This window comes from Pseudomonas sp. 31 R 17 (genome assembly GCF_900004915.1).
Taxonomy (GTDB): Bacteria; Pseudomonadota; Gammaproteobacteria; order Pseudomonadales; family Pseudomonadaceae; genus Aquipseudomonas; species Aquipseudomonas orientalis_A.
The window spans coordinates 22,962-38,399 of sequence record NZ_CVTN01000024.1; the positions used below are offsets into that span (position 1 = coordinate 22,962).

At 61.5% G+C, this 15,438-nt stretch carries 14 protein-coding genes and 1 pseudogene; 11 read left to right on the forward strand and 4 right to left on the reverse strand.

Annotation, left to right across the window (positions count from 1 at the left end):
• Window positions 1–1,107: an agmatine deiminase gene (aguA, locus tag BFP89_RS00490; RefSeq protein WP_057725458.1), complete on the reverse strand. Its 1,107-nt coding sequence runs from the start codon at window positions 1,105–1,107 to the stop codon at window positions 1–3.
• A 454-nt stretch (window positions 1,108–1,561) separates the two neighbouring features.
• Here aguA and rfbB point away from each other — a divergent pair, with 454 nt between their 5' ends.
• The 7 genes from rfbB to BFP89_RS00525 are packed head-to-tail and all read left to right on the forward strand — an operon-like array spanning window position 1,562 to window position 8,645.
• A complete protein-coding gene (gene rfbB, locus BFP89_RS00495; RefSeq protein WP_032894082.1) occupies window positions 1,562–2,644 on the forward strand; it encodes a dTDP-glucose 4,6-dehydratase in 1,083 nt (360 codons plus the stop codon).
• On the forward strand, window positions 2,641–3,516 hold the full coding sequence (gene rfbA, locus BFP89_RS00500; RefSeq protein ID WP_065883189.1) for a glucose-1-phosphate thymidylyltransferase RfbA: 876 nt from the start codon (window positions 2,641–2,643) through the stop codon (window positions 3,514–3,516). Before rfbB ends, rfbA begins: the two co-directional genes overlap by 4 nt.
• Entirely contained in the window at window positions 3,513–4,058 is a 546-nt protein-coding gene (rfbC, locus tag BFP89_RS00505) for a dTDP-4-dehydrorhamnose 3,5-epimerase (protein WP_065883191.1), read from the forward strand. The genes rfbA and rfbC overlap by 4 nt, the downstream gene beginning before the upstream one ends.
• Entirely contained in the window at window positions 4,055–4,936 is an 882-nt protein-coding gene (gene rfbD / locus BFP89_RS00510) for a dTDP-4-dehydrorhamnose reductase (RefSeq protein WP_065883193.1), read from the forward strand. Before rfbC ends, rfbD begins: the two co-directional genes overlap by 4 nt.
• Window positions 4,937–4,972: 36 nt before the next feature.
• Entirely contained in the window at window positions 4,973–6,781 is a 1,809-nt protein-coding gene (locus tag BFP89_RS00515; RefSeq protein ID WP_065883194.1) for a sensor histidine kinase, read from the forward strand.
• A complete protein-coding gene (locus BFP89_RS00520) occupies window positions 6,778–8,163 on the forward strand; it encodes a sigma-54-dependent transcriptional regulator (RefSeq protein WP_065883196.1) in 1,386 nt (461 codons plus the stop codon). The genes BFP89_RS00515 and BFP89_RS00520 overlap by 4 nt, the downstream gene beginning before the upstream one ends.
• Window positions 8,164–8,189: 26 nt before the next feature.
• Window positions 8,190–8,645, forward strand: coding sequence for a YiiD C-terminal domain-containing protein (locus tag BFP89_RS00525; RefSeq protein ID WP_065883198.1), 456 nt, complete (start codon window positions 8,190–8,192; stop codon window positions 8,643–8,645).
• Window positions 8,646–8,773: 128 nt separating this feature from the next.
• Here BFP89_RS00525 and cysQ read toward each other — a convergent pair whose 3' ends face one another.
• Both cysQ and nudE read right to left on the reverse strand, forming a co-directional pair.
• The gene (gene cysQ, locus BFP89_RS00530; RefSeq protein WP_065883205.1) at window positions 8,774–9,610 is read right to left on the reverse strand and encodes a 3'(2'),5'-bisphosphate nucleotidase CysQ; all 837 of its coding nucleotides are present in this window, start codon (window positions 9,608–9,610) and stop codon (window positions 8,774–8,776) included.
• Window positions 9,607–10,173, reverse strand: coding sequence for an ADP compounds hydrolase NudE (gene nudE / locus BFP89_RS00535; protein ID WP_065883206.1), 567 nt, complete (start codon window positions 10,171–10,173; stop codon window positions 9,607–9,609). The genes cysQ and nudE overlap by 4 nt, the downstream gene beginning before the upstream one ends.
• 87 nt (window positions 10,174–10,260) lie before the next feature.
• Here nudE and yrfG point away from each other — a divergent pair, with 87 nt between their 5' ends.
• Window positions 10,261–10,923, forward strand: coding sequence for a GMP/IMP nucleotidase (gene yrfG, locus BFP89_RS00540; RefSeq protein ID WP_065883208.1), 663 nt, complete (start codon window positions 10,261–10,263; stop codon window positions 10,921–10,923).
• Between the two features lie 170 nt (window positions 10,924–11,093).
• On the opposite strand, the gene lysM is transcribed toward yrfG, so the two are convergent.
• Window positions 11,094–11,534, reverse strand: a complete 441-nt coding sequence (lysM, locus tag BFP89_RS00545) for a peptidoglycan-binding protein LysM (protein WP_065883209.1) — start codon at window positions 11,532–11,534, stop codon at window positions 11,094–11,096.
• A 196-nt stretch (window positions 11,535–11,730) separates the two neighbouring features.
• On the opposite strand from lysM, the gene fdhD reads away from it, so the two are divergent.
• From fdhD to BFP89_RS00560, 3 genes and pseudogenes are all read left to right on the forward strand, one after another.
• On the forward strand, window positions 11,731–12,570 hold the full coding sequence (gene fdhD, locus BFP89_RS00550; protein WP_065883210.1) for a formate dehydrogenase accessory sulfurtransferase FdhD: 840 nt from the start codon (window positions 11,731–11,733) through the stop codon (window positions 12,568–12,570).
• A complete protein-coding gene (locus BFP89_RS00555; protein WP_065883211.1) occupies window positions 12,567–14,915 on the forward strand; it encodes an FdhF/YdeP family oxidoreductase in 2,349 nt (782 codons plus the stop codon). The genes fdhD and BFP89_RS00555 overlap by 4 nt, the downstream gene beginning before the upstream one ends.
• A 336-nt stretch (window positions 14,916–15,251) precedes the next feature.
• A pseudogene (locus tag BFP89_RS00560) lies at window positions 15,252–15,438 on the forward strand (hypothetical protein); the annotation flags it as partial.

The window sequence follows — 15,438 nt, forward strand, 5'->3', positions numbered from 1 at the left end:
TCAATTTCTCTGCGGGGCGGGCTGCTGCTGGGTCAGGCAGTGAATGTTGCCGCCCCCCAGTAACAGTTCGCGGCCCGGCACCATCACTACTTCGTGTTGCGGGAACAGGTTCTGCAGGATCTGCTTGGCCTGGTGGTCCAGCGGGTCGTCGAAGCTCGGCGCGATGATGCCGCCGTTGACGATCAGGAAGTTCACGTAGGAGCCGGCCAAGCGCACGCTCGGATTACGTTCCTGGCTCCCGTCCACCGGATCGACACCGGCACATTCTTCCTCGGTGGCGTACAGCGGCCCTGGAATCGGCATCTTGTGCACCGTGAACGAGCGGCCCTGGGCGTCAGTGCTGCTTTGCAGTACGTCCATGGCGGCATGGCAGCGCGCGTAGTTCGGGTCTTGCGGGTCGTCGGTCCAGGCCAGCAGCACTTCACCGGGGCGCACGTAGCAGCAGAAGTTATCCACATGGCCGTCGGTTTCGTCGTTGAACAGGCCATCCGGCAACCAGATGATCTTATCCACAGCCAGGTTGGCGCTGAGTACCGCTTCAATGGCTGCGCGATCCAGGTGTGGATTGCGGTTGCGGTTCAACAGGCACTCTTCGGTGGTGATCAGGGTGCCTTCGCCGTCGACGTGAATCGAACCGCCTTCCAGCACAAAGCCTTCGGTGCGGTAACGCGAGGCGCGCTCGATCTCGAGAATCTTGCCGCCCACTTGTGAGTCGCGGTTCCACGGCGCATACAAACCGCCGTCAAATCCGCCCCAGGCGTTGAAATCCCAGTTCACACCGCGCACTTCGCCGCTGTCGTTGATCACGAATGTCGGGCCGGTGTCCCGCACCCAGGCGTCGTCGCTGGACATCTCCACCACGCGGATATTCGGCACGTCGAGTCGGCTGCGGGCGTTTTCGTACTGGCCGGCGGAAACCGCGACGGTCACCGGTTCGAACCGTGCGATGGCCTTGGCCACAGCCACGTGGGCCGCCTGCGCCGGCTTGCCGCCCAGGCGCCAGTTGTCTGGGCGCTCGGGCCAGATCATCCAGGTCTGGGTTTGTGGCGCCCATTCGGCGGGCATATGAAAGCCATCGGCGCGAGGCGTGCTGTGCAAGGTAGTCATGACGATGAAGGCTCCGAATGGGGTGAAAGCCGACTTTATAACGGATAAATATCGGCTTTAGTAACTTAAAAATGTGAAATTCGATAAACACAATCGTTTTCAGCCGATAACAATCGATTTTTACAACTGTCACCTGGCAAATTTTCAGAACGAAGCCCCTCAGGACGCTGTCAGTGTTGAAGTTAACGTCGTGCTGACTGCCCAGAGATCGCAATGTGCCACTCAGGCCGTAATGGCTGCCTGCTCAAGGCTCAACCAGAGGCACGGCAGGCTGGCGCGATGGACCAATGTGGCGAGCAACATTGTGACGACCTCGGTTTTATCAGGCGTCTATATCGCCATTGTTCGGAGGCGTTAATCAACCCCTCCTGCTCGCCGCGCTTGCGCCCGTTCGATTCACAACTCAAGCTATGCTTCTTTCGCTTAATGTCCGTCTAAGGAAAAGGCCCTCGACATGCGCATTCTCATCACCGGCGGTGCCGGATTTATTGGCTCGGCCCTGATCCGGCATCTGATCCAGCATACTGAGCACGAAGTGCTCAACCTGGACAAGCTCACGTACGCCGGCAACCTTGAGTCGCTGGCCAGCATTGCGTCCAACAGCCGCTACGAGTTCGTCCAGGCCGATATCATCGACCAGGCCACCGTCAGCGCCGTCCTGGCGCGCTTTGAGCCAGACGCGATCATGCACCTGGCGGCCGAGTCCCATGTGGACCGTTCCATCGACGGCCCGTCGGATTTTATCCAGACCAACATCGTCGGCACCTACAGCCTGCTCGAAGCCACCCGTGCCTATTGGCAGAAGCTGGCTGAACCGGCCAAAAGTGCGTTCCGTTTCCACCACATCTCCACCGATGAGGTGTACGGCGACCTGCACGGCGTGGACGATCTCTTCACCGAAACCACGCCTTACGCCCCCAGCTCGCCGTACTCGGCCAGCAAGGCGGCCTCCGACCATCTGGTCCGCGCCTGGCAGCGGACCTACGGCCTGCCGGTGCTGTTGACCAACTGCTCGAACAACTACGGGCCGTTCCACTTCCCTGAAAAACTGATCCCACTGGTGATTCTCAACGCCCTCGCGGGCAAGCCGCTGCCGGTGTATGGCGATGGTCTGCAAGTGCGCGACTGGCTGTTCGTCGAGGATCACGCCCGTGCGCTGCTCAAGGTGGTGACGACCGGGGTGGTGGGCGAGACCTACAACATCGGCGGCCACAACGAACAGAAGAATATCGACGTCGTACGCGGCATCTGCGCGCTGTTGGAAGAGCTGGCGCCACAGCGTCCGGCCGGCGTGGAAAAATTCACCGACCTGATCACTTTCGTCAAGGATCGTCCGGGCCACGACCAACGCTACGCGATCGACGCCAGCAAAATCGAGCGCGAACTGGGCTGGGTCCCGGAAGAAACCTTTGAGACCGGACTGCGCAAGACCGTGCAGTGGTACCTCGATAACCTGGAATGGTGCCGCAGGGTCCAGGATGGCAGCTATCAAGGTGAACGACTTGGCAATACTGACGTGAAGGATCTGATCGCATGATGAAGGGAATTGTATTGGCCGGCGGTTCCGGCACCCGTTTGCACCCCATTACCCTGGGCGTGTCCAAACAGCTGTTGCCGGTGTACGACAAGCCGATGATCTACTACCCGATCTCGGTGCTGATGCTGGCGGGGATCAAGGACATCCTGGTGATTTCCACGCCGGTGGACCTGCCGCAATACCGCAACCTTTTGGGTGACGGCAGCCAGTTCGGCGTGCGCTTCAGCTATGCGGAACAGCCTTCGCCCGATGGTTTGGCCCAGGCGTTCATCATTGGCGAGGAGTTCATTGGTAACGACCCGGTGTGCCTGATCCTGGGGGACAACATCTTCCACGGCCAGCACTTCGGCGATCAGTTGCGCAATGCCGCAAAACGCCCATCCGGCGCCACGGTGTTCGGCTATTGGGTCAAGGACCCGGAGCGTTTCGGCGTGATCGATTTCGACAAGGACGGCCGCGCCCTGTCGATTGAAGAGAAACCGACCAAGCCTAAATCCAGCTATGCGGTGACCGGCCTGTATTTCTACGACAACGACGTGATCAAGATCGCCAAGGCCGTGCAGCCTTCGCCACGCGGCGAGTTGGAGATTACCGACGTCAACAACGCCTACCTCAAGCGCGGCGACCTGCATGTTGAACGTTTTGGCCGCGGCTTCGCCTGGCTCGACACCGGCACCCATGACAGCCTGCTGGAAGCGTCCACTTACGTGCAGACCATCGAGCATCGCCAGGGCCTGAAAGTCGCCTGCCTGGAAGAAATCGCCTACGACAACGGCTGGATTGATCGTGACTATTTGCTGGAACGCGCTAAATACTTCGGCAAAACCGGCTATGGTCAATATCTGTACATGTTGGCCGGGAACCCTAAATGAATGTGAGCACCACTGAGCTGCCTGGTGTATTGGTCATCGAACCGAAAGTATTCGGCGATGACCGCGGCTTTTTTTATGAGAGTTTCAACGCCCGCGAGTTTGAAAACGCCAGCGGGTTGAAACTTCAGTTTGTGCAGGACAACCACTCACGCTCCTTGAAAGGCGTGCTGCGTGGCCTGCACTACCAGGTCGAACACGCCCAGGGAAAACTGGTGCGTGTGACGGCTGGGGAAGTGCTGGATGTGGCGGTGGATATCCGCCGCAGCTCTCCTCATTTCGGTAAGTGGGCCAGCGTGCGCCTGTCTGCCGAAAACAATCGGCAGCTGTGGATACCACCGGGCTTTGCCCACGGTTTCCTTGTGCTGAGCGATTACGCCGAATTCCTCTACAAGACGACCGATTACTACACCCCGTCGGCAGAGCGTTGTATTCGCTGGGACGACACGGACCTCAATATCGATTGGCAGCTCGATGGCCCACCGACCCTGTCCGCCAAGGATCAGGTCGGTAAAAGCCTGAAGGATGCGGACCTGTTCCCGTGACAACGCCCCTGAAGATATTGATCACCGGCCAGCACGGCCAGGTCTCCCAGGCGCTGCAACAGCGCCTCCAGGGCCTGGGCGAACTCGTCGTGCTGGGCCGCGACCAGCTTGATCTGGCTAACGCGGCGCTTATCCGCGAAAAAGTGCGCGCTCACCGACCCGACCTGATCATCAACGCCGCCGCCCACACTGCGGTCGATCAGGCCGAAAGCGAGCCGGACGCAGCTTTCGCCATCAACGCCATCGCTCCCGGCATTCTCGCCGAAGAAGCCAAGGCGTTGGGTATCCCGCTGATTCATTACTCCACCGACTACGTGTTCGACGGCAGCAAACCTGCCCCGTACACCGAAAACGACACGCCCAACCCACTGGGTGTGTACGGCCAGAGCAAACTGGCGGGTGAACAGGCGATTGCGGCCGTGGGCGGCAAGTACCTGATTCTGCGCACCAGTTGGGTGTATTCCAGCCACGGCAAGAACTTCCTGCTGACCATGCAGCGCCTGCTGCAGGAGAAACCGCAGATGCGCATCGTCGCCGACCAGATCGGCGCGCCGACGTGGGCCGGGACCATCGCCGACAGTACGCGCGCACTGATCGAGCGCTGGCAAGCCGGTGACGCCGGGGAGTGGGGGGTTTATCACCTGACTGCCCAGGGTGAAACCTCATGGTTCGGCTTTGCCGAGGCGATTGGCGAGCAACTGCGTGCCGAAGGCAAACCCTGTGCCGAGCTGGAAGCGATCCCGTCCAGCGCCTACCCAACACCCGCCAGGCGCCCGCTGAACTCGCGCCTCGATTGCAGCCGCCTGCAGCAGCAATGGCACGTCAGCCAGCCGCAATGGCAGGACGCATTGCACGAGTGTCTTGCCAGGCAGCACTAGGCATAATGCGCCTGTACCCACAGGCGCACGATTCCCATGACCCCACCTCTTCCACGAAGACCCCGCTGGCGCAGCCTGGCCCTATTGGCGTTGTGCCTGTCGCCGCTGCTATGGCCGCTGGAACATCTGGCCGAGCGCTACTACCGCAGCGAGCTGGCCGGGCAGAACCGCCAGACCCTGGACCTGTACGTCGCCAACCTGTTGGGCACCCTGCATCGCTACGAAGTGCTGCCGCAGATCCTCGGTGACCTGCCGGCCCTGCGCACCGCGCTGGATGCGCCGCAGATCAGCACCAACCTGGTCAATGCCAACGTGCTGCTCAAGGATGTCGCCGCCCAGGCCGGGGTGGAGGTGATGTACCTGATGGACACCAGCGGCAAGACCCTCGCCGCGTCCAACTGGGATAAACAAGACAGCTTTGTCGGGCGCAATTTTTCCTTTCGCCCCTATTTCAGCGAAGCGATGGCCGGGCGCCTGGGACGTTTTTTCGGGCTGGGCACCACCTCGGCCAAGCGCGGCTATTTCTTCGCCGCCGCCGTGCGCGATGATGAGAAAATCATCGGTGTGCTGGTGGTCAAAGTCGACCTGGACCACACCGAGAGCCTGTGGGGCAATACCCCGGAACAACTGCTGGTGACCGACCACAATGGCGTGGTGATCCTCACCTCGCGCCCGCAATGGCGGTTCCGCGCCACACGCCCGCTGACCGACGAAGAAAGCCAGGCCATTATTGCCATCCAGCCCTACCCGACCCGTGATCCGCAGCCACTGAACATCAGCAGCAGCGCCTGGCTGCGTCAATCCACCGCCATCGCCGAAACCGGCTGGAACGTGGAAATCCTCGCCCCACAGTCGCTGATCAACCGCCCGGTGCGCACCGTGGTGGCCGTCGGCGGCGCGACATTGCTGGTGCTGATGCTGCTGCTTGGCTTGATGATGCAGCGCCGTCGCCATTACCTGGAGCGTATCGCCTTCGAAGCCAAGGCCCGCCGCGAGCTGGAAATGCGCGTGGCCGAGCGGACCAGCGACCTGGAGGGCCTGAATCGGCGCCTGAAACAGGAAGTGCTGGAGCGCGAACACGCCCAGCAGGAACTGGTACGCGCCCAGGACGACCTGGTACAGGCCGGTAAACTCTCGGCGTTGGGCACCATGTCGGCCAGCATCAGCCATGAACTGAACCAACCCCTGGCGGCGATTCGCAGCTACGCGGAAAACGCTGAAGTGCTGCTCGACCATGAGCGCACCGCCGATGCCCGCGGCAACCTCAAGTTGATCAGCGAACTGACCGGGCGCATGGCGTCGATCATCGCGCACTTGCGCGCGTTCGCCCGCCGCGACCGCCACGCGCCGGAAAGCGTGGCGTTGCAACCGGCGCTGGACGATGCGCTGGCGTTGCTGGGCAAGCGGCGGCGCTCGATGGAAGTGGAATTGATCCGCGACCTGCCCGAGGCGACCTTATGGGTACAAGCCGGTGAAACCCGTCTGCGCCAGGTGCTGGGCAACCTGCTGGCCAACGCCCTCGACGCCCTCACCGAAAAAGGCCCGCCGCGCAAACTCTGGCTGAGTGCCCAAACCACCGACCAGGGCGTCAACCTGTACATCCGCGACAACGGCCCGGGCTTTTGCATGGAAGCCCTGGGCCGCGCCAGCGAGCCGTTCTACACCACCAAGACACGCACCCAGGGCCTGGGCCTGGGCCTGGCCATCTGTGAAACCCTGATGCGTGCGTTTGGCGGCGAGCTGCTGTTCGCCAACCACAAGGAAGGCGGCGCGCTGTTAACCTTGAAATTGCGCGCCGGCTCGCCGGGCGTCAGTGTGCAACCGTCCGAGGACCGCAGTGTATGAGTATCGATAACCAGATTCAGGTGGTGCTGATCGACGACGATCCCCATTTGCGTCAAGCGTTATGCCAGACCCTCGACCTCGCCGGGCTGAAAGTGCTGACCCTGGGCGAAGCCAGCGGCCTCACCGCGCGCCTGTCGCGGGACTGGCCGGGCGTGGTGGTCAGCGATATCCGCATGCCCGGCATGGACGGCCTGGAGTTGCTCGCCGAACTGCACGGCCAGGACCCGGACCTGCCGGTGCTGCTGATCACCGGCCACGGCGACGTGCCCCTGGCAGTGCAGGCCATGCGCGCCGGCGCCTACGACTTCCTTGAAAAACCCTTCGCCAGCGACGCGTTGCTCGACAGCGTACGCCGCGCCCTGGCCCTGCGCCGCCTGGTGTTGGACAACCGCAGCCTGCGCCTGGCCCTCAGCGATCGGCAGCAACTGAGCACACGCCTGGTCGGACATTCGCCGCAGATGCTGCGCCTGCGCGAGCAAATCGGTGCACTGGCGGCGACCAAGGCCGATGTGCTGATCCTCGGCGAAACCGGCGCCGGCAAGGAAGTCGTCGCCCGGGCCCTGCACGATCTATCGAACCGTCGCAGCGGTCCGTTCGTGGCGATCAACGCCGGGGCACTGGCCGAGTCGGTGGTGGAAAGTGAACTGTTCGGCCATGAACCCGGCGCGTTTACCGGCGCGCAGAAGCGCCGTATCGGCAAGTTCGAATTCGCCAACGGCGGCACGCTGTTTCTCGATGAAATCGAAAGCATGAGCCTGGACGTGCAGGTCAAGCTGCTGCGCCTGCTGCAGGAGCGGGTGGTCGAGCGCCTGGGCGGCAACCAGTTGATCCCGCTGGACATCCGCATCATCGCCGCCACCAAGGAAGACCTGCGCCAGGCGGCCGACCAGGGCCGCTTCCGCGCCGACTTGTATTACCGTCTCAACGTCGCGCCGCTGCGCATTCCACCGCTGCGCGAACGTGGCGAAGACGCGCTGATGCTGTTCCAGCACTTCGCCGACGAAGCCAGCAGCCGCCACGGCCTGCCGCTGCACGAGTTGCAACCGGGGCAACGCGCCCTGCTGTTGCGCCACAGTTGGCCGGGCAATGTGCGCGAGCTGCAAAACGCCGCCGAACGCTTCGCCCTGGGCCTGGAACTGGCCCTGGACAGTACGCCGGACGATCCATCCACCAGCACCCTGACCTCCACGCCTGGCGGTTTGAGCGAGCAAGTCGAACAATTCGAAAAAAGCCTGATCGCCGCCGAGCTGACCCGGCCACACAGCTCCCTGCGCAGCCTCGCCGAAGCCCTCGGCGTGCCACGCAAAACCCTGCACGACAAACTGCGCAAACACGGCCTGAACTTCGCCGACAGCGCCAACCACAGCGCAGACGACGAATGACCCCGTCCACCCGCCAAGAGACCGCCATGAGCCGCGACAGCCGTTACCTGGAATCCATCCTTCATCACGACATCCCCCTCACTCGGGAAATGGGGCTCAAGGTGCTCGACTGGCAACACCACCAGTTGCAACTGCAGCTGCCCTTGCAAGCCAATATCAACCACAAGAGCACCATGTTTGGCGGCAGTCTTTACTGCGGCGCCGTCCTGGCAGGCTGGGGTTGGTTGCACCTGAGACTGCGCGAAGACGGCATCGAAGACGGGCACATCGTGATTCAGGAAGGACAGATCAGTTATCCGTTGCCGGTGACGCAGGATGCGACGGTGATTTGCGCGGCGCCGGAGGACAAGGTGTGGAAGCGCTTCGTGGCGACCTACAGACGCCATGGCCGGGCGCGGTTGGCGCTGGACACATGGATTGTGAATGAGGGCAGCGAAGAGCGCGCGGTGACTTTTACCGGCCAATACGTCCTGCACCGCTAGCCGCCATCACACAAAGCAAATGTGGGAGGGGGCTTGCCCCCGATAGCAGTGTGTCAGGCAACCCGCTTCTGACTGTTACACCGCAATCGGGGGCAAGCCCCCTCCCACATTTTTAATTTGCGCAGGTCTTAAGACCTGGCCAGACTCAACAAGCGTTCACGCCATGCCGCCTTGGCCGGCAACGCCAGAAAGAACGGGTTCAGCAACGATTCCCGCGCCGGGTAGCTGAACGGCTTACCGTTTAACTCCAGCACCGCGCCCCCCGCCCCTTCCAACACACCTTGCGCCGCCGCGGTATCCCACTGCGACGTCGGCGCCAGGCGCGGATAGCAGTCGGCACTGCCTTCGGCCAACAGGCAGAACTTCAACGAGCTGCCGATATTCGCCAGTTTCAGCTCGCCCAAACCCTGGCTCAACCCCTCCAGCAAACGCTCCTGCTCCGGGCTGGTATGCCGGCGGCTGGCAACCACGGTAAAGGCTTCACCCGCCGCCGGCGTCTGGCGCACCTGGATCTGCCTGGGCGCGGCATTCACATCCGAGCGCCAGGCTCCCAGGCCCGCGCCGCCGAAATAGCAACGACCGCTGGTGGGCATCGAGACCACGCCGAACACCACACGGCCCTGCTCGATCAAGGCAATATTGACCGTGAACTCTTCACTGCCGCTGATGAATTCCTTGGTGCCGTCCAGCGGGTCCACCAGCCACCAGCGCTGCCAACCGGCGCGCACACTCTGTTCGATATCGGCGTCTTCTTCGGACAGCACCGGAATGCTCGGGTCCAGCGCCGTGAGCCCCGCGAGAATCAGATGATGCGCGGCCAGGTCGGCGGCCGTCACCGGCGAATCATCCGCCTTGGAGGTCACCGCCACATCGGCACGCCAGTACGGCAGGATGGCTTCACCGGCCTGGCGCGCCAGTTCAATGACCGGCGCGATAAACGGATGGCCCAGAAACAACTCGCTCATAAGGTGAACACCCCACGCTGGGTCAGCAGGTCCCGTACCAGATACAGCGCGGCCAGCGCCCGGCCCTCGCTGAACTGCTCGTTCTGCGCCAGCGCCGACAGCTCACGCAGGTTGACCCGCTCCACGCGCATAGGCTCGGGTTCATCGCCTTCCAGGCGCTCTTCGTACAGATCAGTGGCGAGCACCACCTGGATTTTCTGGCTCATATAGCCGGGCGACAGCGACAGCTCGGTGATATGTTCCAACTGGCGCGCGCCATAGCCGGCCTCTTCCTTGAGTTCGCGGTCCGCCGCCGCCAGCACATCCTCGCCGGGCTCGATCAAGCCCTTGGGCAAGGACAGCTCATATTCATCGGTGCCACCGCAGTACTCTTCCACCAGCAATGCATGGTCTTCGTCGATCATCGCCACGATCATCACTGCGCCATAACCCGCACCACGGCCCACCAGACGTTCGTAGGTGCGCTCAACGCCATTGGAAAAGCGCAATTGCACTTCCTCCACGCGGAACAAACGGCTACTGGCGACTATTTCGCGGGCGAGGACGGTGGGTTTCTGGCGCATAAACGGCTCCTTGGCGTGATCGGGTTACTATACCGTGGCTTTTCCGATTGTCTGTGTCGGATATCTTTACTTACATGAGAACGCCCCATGCCCTCTTTGCCCTGGCAAGCCATCGACACTGTCCTGCTGGACATGGACGGCACCTTGCTCGACCTGCATTACGACAACCACTTCTGGATGGAGCACCTGCCGCAACGCTACGCCGAGCTGCACGGCGTGAGCCTGGCCATGGCGCAAATGGAATTGCAGCCGCTGTTCGAGCGTAACGCCGGACAGTTGCAATGGTATTGCCTGGATTTCTGGAGCGCAGAACTTGCAATCCCGGTGCGCGAACTCAAGCTGGAAACCGCCCACCTGATTGCCCTGCGCCCGGACGCCGATACTTTTCTGGCAGCGATCAAGCAGGCCGGCAAGCGCGTGATCATGATCACCAACGCTCATCGCGATTCGTTGTCCTTGAAGTTGGAGCGCATCGAGTTGGCGCCGTACTTCGAACGACTGATCAGCTCCCACGATTACGGTTTTCCCAAGGAGAACCCGCAGTTCTGGGAAGCGCTGCAAGCAGACATCGACTTCGACCCGGCCCGGAGCCTTTTTATCGACGACACCTTGCCGATTCTGCGCAGTGCCAGGGATTTCGGGGTGGCCCATTTGCTGGCAGTCAAAGAGCCCGACAGCAAAAAGGGGCCAAAGGACACCGCAGAGTTCGCAGCCGTCGGGAATTATCGAGAACTTATTACCGGGCTTTGAGCGAGTGTGGGAGGGGATACGCCCTAATACCAATCTCTGTAGGAGCGAGCTTGCTCGCGAAAAACGTCAACGATAACGCGTATTTCCTGGATAAACGCGGTGCCTGTGAGTTTTTCGCGAGCAAGCTCGCTCCTGCAAAAAGGGCGAGCTTCCTCATTTTATCCTGCGTATTACTCAGGGATACGCAGGGTCTGGCCTGGGTAGATTTTGTCCGGGTGCGACAACATGGGCTTGTTGGCCTCGAAAATCTTGTTGTACTGATTGGCGTTGCCGTACACCGTCAGGGAAATCGCGCTGAGGGTGTCGCCTTTTTTCACCACCACGAAACGCGCAGCGGTAACCGCCGGGCCGGAGACGGTGATCTTGTCTTCGACACTGCCGACGCCTTCGATATTACCGGCCGCCAGGATGATTTTTTCTTTCTCTTCCTGAGTTGCGACTTCGCCCGTTACCGTGACTTTGTCACCCTCAACGGTGGCCTGCACATTCGGATTTCCAAGGCCAACCTTGGAGATGTGGTCCTTCAACTGCTCACTGGCGTTGGCATTACCCGGCGTCAGCAGATCAATCAATTTCTCGCCTGCTTCCTTAACAAAACTGAAAATACTCATGGTGCGCTCTCCTTGGGTTTAAGTACCTGATGCCCAAGACTAGACCAGTCCCAAAGATCTGGGTTCCGGGTCACTCCTTGACTAAAAAACGAACCTTGATCGACGCCATCTATCAATACATCAATACTGGCGATTAGACGCGACCCTTTGTCGCGCCTAGTCTGAACACTGATCAATCCGCCGGTGGTATTGCCCCATGAACGCCAAGCGCCCCACCTGCGCGGCGCCCGCCCTCGAAACGCCAGCGCCCGCCGCCAGCCAGAGCTATCAGTACAGCAATCTGGAACACACCGACGTCGGCAGCACTGCGCTGGCCGAAGAGGTGGCGTTGGCGATTGCCTACAACGATATCAGCCAGGCCGTCATGCTGGTGACGCCGACCGACCTTGAAGATTTTATCGTCGGTTTCAGCCTTGGCAGCGGCATCATCCGCGATGTTAGCGACATATACGATCTGAAGCTCAGTGGCTCGGGTTCCGCCCAGTATGCTCAGGTACAGATTTCCAGCCGTGCATTCTGGAACCTCAAGCAGCAGCGCCGCCAATTGGCCGGTACCAGCGGCTGCGGCCTGTGCGGTGTCGAAGCGGTGGAGCAGGCCTTGCCCGAACTTCAGGTGCTGCCCGGCGCCCCTTTGCCACCGGCCGAATGGCTCGATGGCCTGCGCCAGCGCATCAGTGCATTCCAGCCGCTGGGCCAACACAGCGGCGCGGTGCATGCGGCGGTGTTCATGAATAACCAGGGCGAATTGTTGATGGGCCGCGAAGACATCGGCCGGCATAACGCCCTGGACAAACTGATTGGCGCCTTGATTCGCCAAAAGATTCCGACCGACGGCGGGCTGGCGATTGTCACCAGCCGCTGCAGTCTCGAATTGATCCAGAAAGTCCTGCGCGCGGGCATCCAGACCCTGGTCAGCCTGTCGTCGCCCACTGGCCTTGCCCTGCAATGGGCGCGCCGGCATAACCTCAATCTCATCCACCTGCCGCAGAAAAGCGCGCCGCGGGTCTACAGCCCTGCGATGGAGTACCAGCCATGAGCCTTCACCACCAAGCCGACCAGACCCCAACCCCACGCTATAAGCCCTATAAAGGCCCGGCCGGCGGCTGGGGTGCGTTGATCAGCGTGGCGCAAGCCTGGCTGACCAGCGATAACGCGCTGAAAAACCTGCGCATGATGCTCAAGACCAATCAGAACGGCGGCTTCGACTGCCCGGGCTGTGCCTGGGGCGACTCGCCGGAAAGCGGCATGGTCAAGTTCTGCGAGAACGGCGCCAAGGCCGTCAACTGGGAAGCCACCAAGCGCCGCGTGGACGCGGCGTTCTTCGCCAAGCACAGCGTGACCGCGCTGCTGGAACAAAGCGATTACTGGCTGGAATACCAGGGCCGTCTCACCGAGCCCATGCGCTACAACGCCGAGACCGACCGCTACCAACCCATCAGTTGGGAAGCCGCGTTCGACCTGGTCGGCAAGCACCTCAATGCCCTGCCCAGCCCGGACATGGCCGAGTTCTACACCTCGGGCCGCGCCAGCAATGAAGCCGCCTACCTGTATCAGCTGTTCGTGCGCGCCTACGGCACCAACAACTTCCCGGACTGCTCGAACATGTGCCACGAAGCCAGCGGCGTCGCCCTGGCACAGAGTGTGGGCGTGGGCAAAGGCACCGTGACCTTTGATGACTTCGAACACGCCGACGCGATTTTCGTCTGGGGCCAAAACCCCGGCACCAACCACCCGCGCATGCTCGAGCCACTGCGCGAAGCGGTGAAACGCGGCGCCCAGGTGGTGTGTATCAACCCCCTGAAAGAACGGGGCCTGGAACGCTTCCAGCACCCGCAACATCCGCTGGAAATGCTCACCAACGGCGACAAGCCGACCAACACGGCCTATTTCCGCCCGGCCCTGGGCGGCGACATGGCCATCCTGCGCGGCATGGCCAAGTTCCTGCTGCTGTGGGAGCGCCAGGCCCTGGCCGAAGGCAAGGAAGCCGTGTTCGATCATGACTTCCTCAACGAACACACCGTTAACGTCCTGGACTATCTGGGCCAGATCGATGACACCTCATGGGAGGAAATCGTCGAGCAGTCCGGCCTGACACTGGTGGAGATCGAGCAAGCCGCGCGCATGTATGCCAAAGGCAAGAACGTGATCATGTGCTGGGCGATGGGCATTACCCAGCACCGTCACTCGGTGCCGACCATCCAGGAAATCGCCAACCTGATGCTGCTGCGCGGCAACATCGGCCGTCCAGGCGCTGGCCTGTGCCCGGTGCGTGGCCACAGCAACGTGCAGGGCGACCGCACCATGGGCATCAACGAGCGCCCACCGGCAGCGTTCCTCGACTCACTGGAGCGCCGCTTCCAGTTCCAGGTGCCGCGTACCAATGGGCACAACGTGGTCGAAGCCATCCACGCGATGCTCGAAGGCCGCGCCAAGGTGTTTATCGGGCTGGGCGGCAACTTCGCCCAGGCGACGCCCGACAGTACCCGTACCTTCGAGGCATTGCGCAACTGCGACCTGACCGTGCAGATCAGCACCAAGCTCAACCGCAGCCACCTGATGCACGGTAAAGACGCCCTGATCCTGCCGTGCCTGGGCCGTACCGACATCGACATTCAGGCCGACGGCCCGCAAGCGGTGACGGTGGAAGACTCGTTCAGCATGGTCCACGGCTCCAATGGCCAGTTGCAGCCGCTGTCGAAACTGATGAAATCGGAACCTGCGATCCTGGCCGGCATCGCCGCCGCGACCCTGGGCAGCAAACCGGTGGATTGGAACTGGCTGGTCGCCGACTACGGCCGCATCCGCGACCTGATCGCCGATACCATTCCAGGCTTCAAGGACTTCAACGAGAAGATCAAACATCCCGGCGGCTTCTATCTGGGCAACTCTGCCGGCGCACGCCGCTGGAACACCCCATCGGGCCGCGCCAACTTCCGGCCGAACATCCTGCCCAAGGACCTGATTCATGAGCGCACCCACGCCACAGGGCGGATGCCGGACCTGATCATGCAGTCGATGCGTTCCCACGATCAGTACAACACCACTATCTATGGCCTGGACGACCGTTATCGCGGGGTCAAAGGGCAGCGGGATGTGCTGTTCGTCAACGAAGCCGACATCATCCGCCTGGGCTTCAAGCCAGGGCAGAAGGCAGACATCATCTCGTTGTGGGAAGACGGCCGTGAACGCCGTGTGAAAGGCTTTACCCTGCTGGCGTTCGATATCCCGGCCGGGCAGGCGGCAGCTTACTATCCGGAAGTGAACCCGCTGGTGCCGCTGGAAAGCACGGGCGACGGTAGCCATACGCCAACCTCGAAATTCGTCGCGATTCGTTTGGAAGCGGCGAGTGACAGTGGGCTGATCATGGCGCGCTCGGCCTGACTTGCCCTAATGCCAGTCAGTTAAGCGTAGACCGCCCTCTGTAGGAGCTAGGCGCCCCCCTCGCTCCTACAAAAAGCTTTAACTGACAGGCATTGGGGCTAGCCCCGCGAAGAGGCCAGCACTTTCAGCCAACATTTTACAGGCACAAAAAAGGCCGCTTTTACCTAAAAGCGGCCGTTCCGAAGTAACTAAAGACCCGTAAAAACAATTTAAGTTCCCTATACAAAACAGTAACTTAACACATTGTATACAACTTCTGCCGCCGGTCGGATTTCGATTGTCAGCGTCTCGATACAACCTCAGGATCGCGCCGTCATCCCCTTGAGGTTTCCCTGAATGAAGTTCTCCTCGATTCTCTTGTTGTCCCTTGGCCTGGTCAGTGGCGCAGCCATGGCCGGCGGCACCACCGAAGCCGGTGTAGGCGGCGCATTGGGCGGGGTTCTAGGCTCGGTTGTCGGCCAGCAGTTGGGCGGCAACACCGGTTCGGCCATTGGCGCGGCGCTGGGTGGCGCAGGCGGTAGTG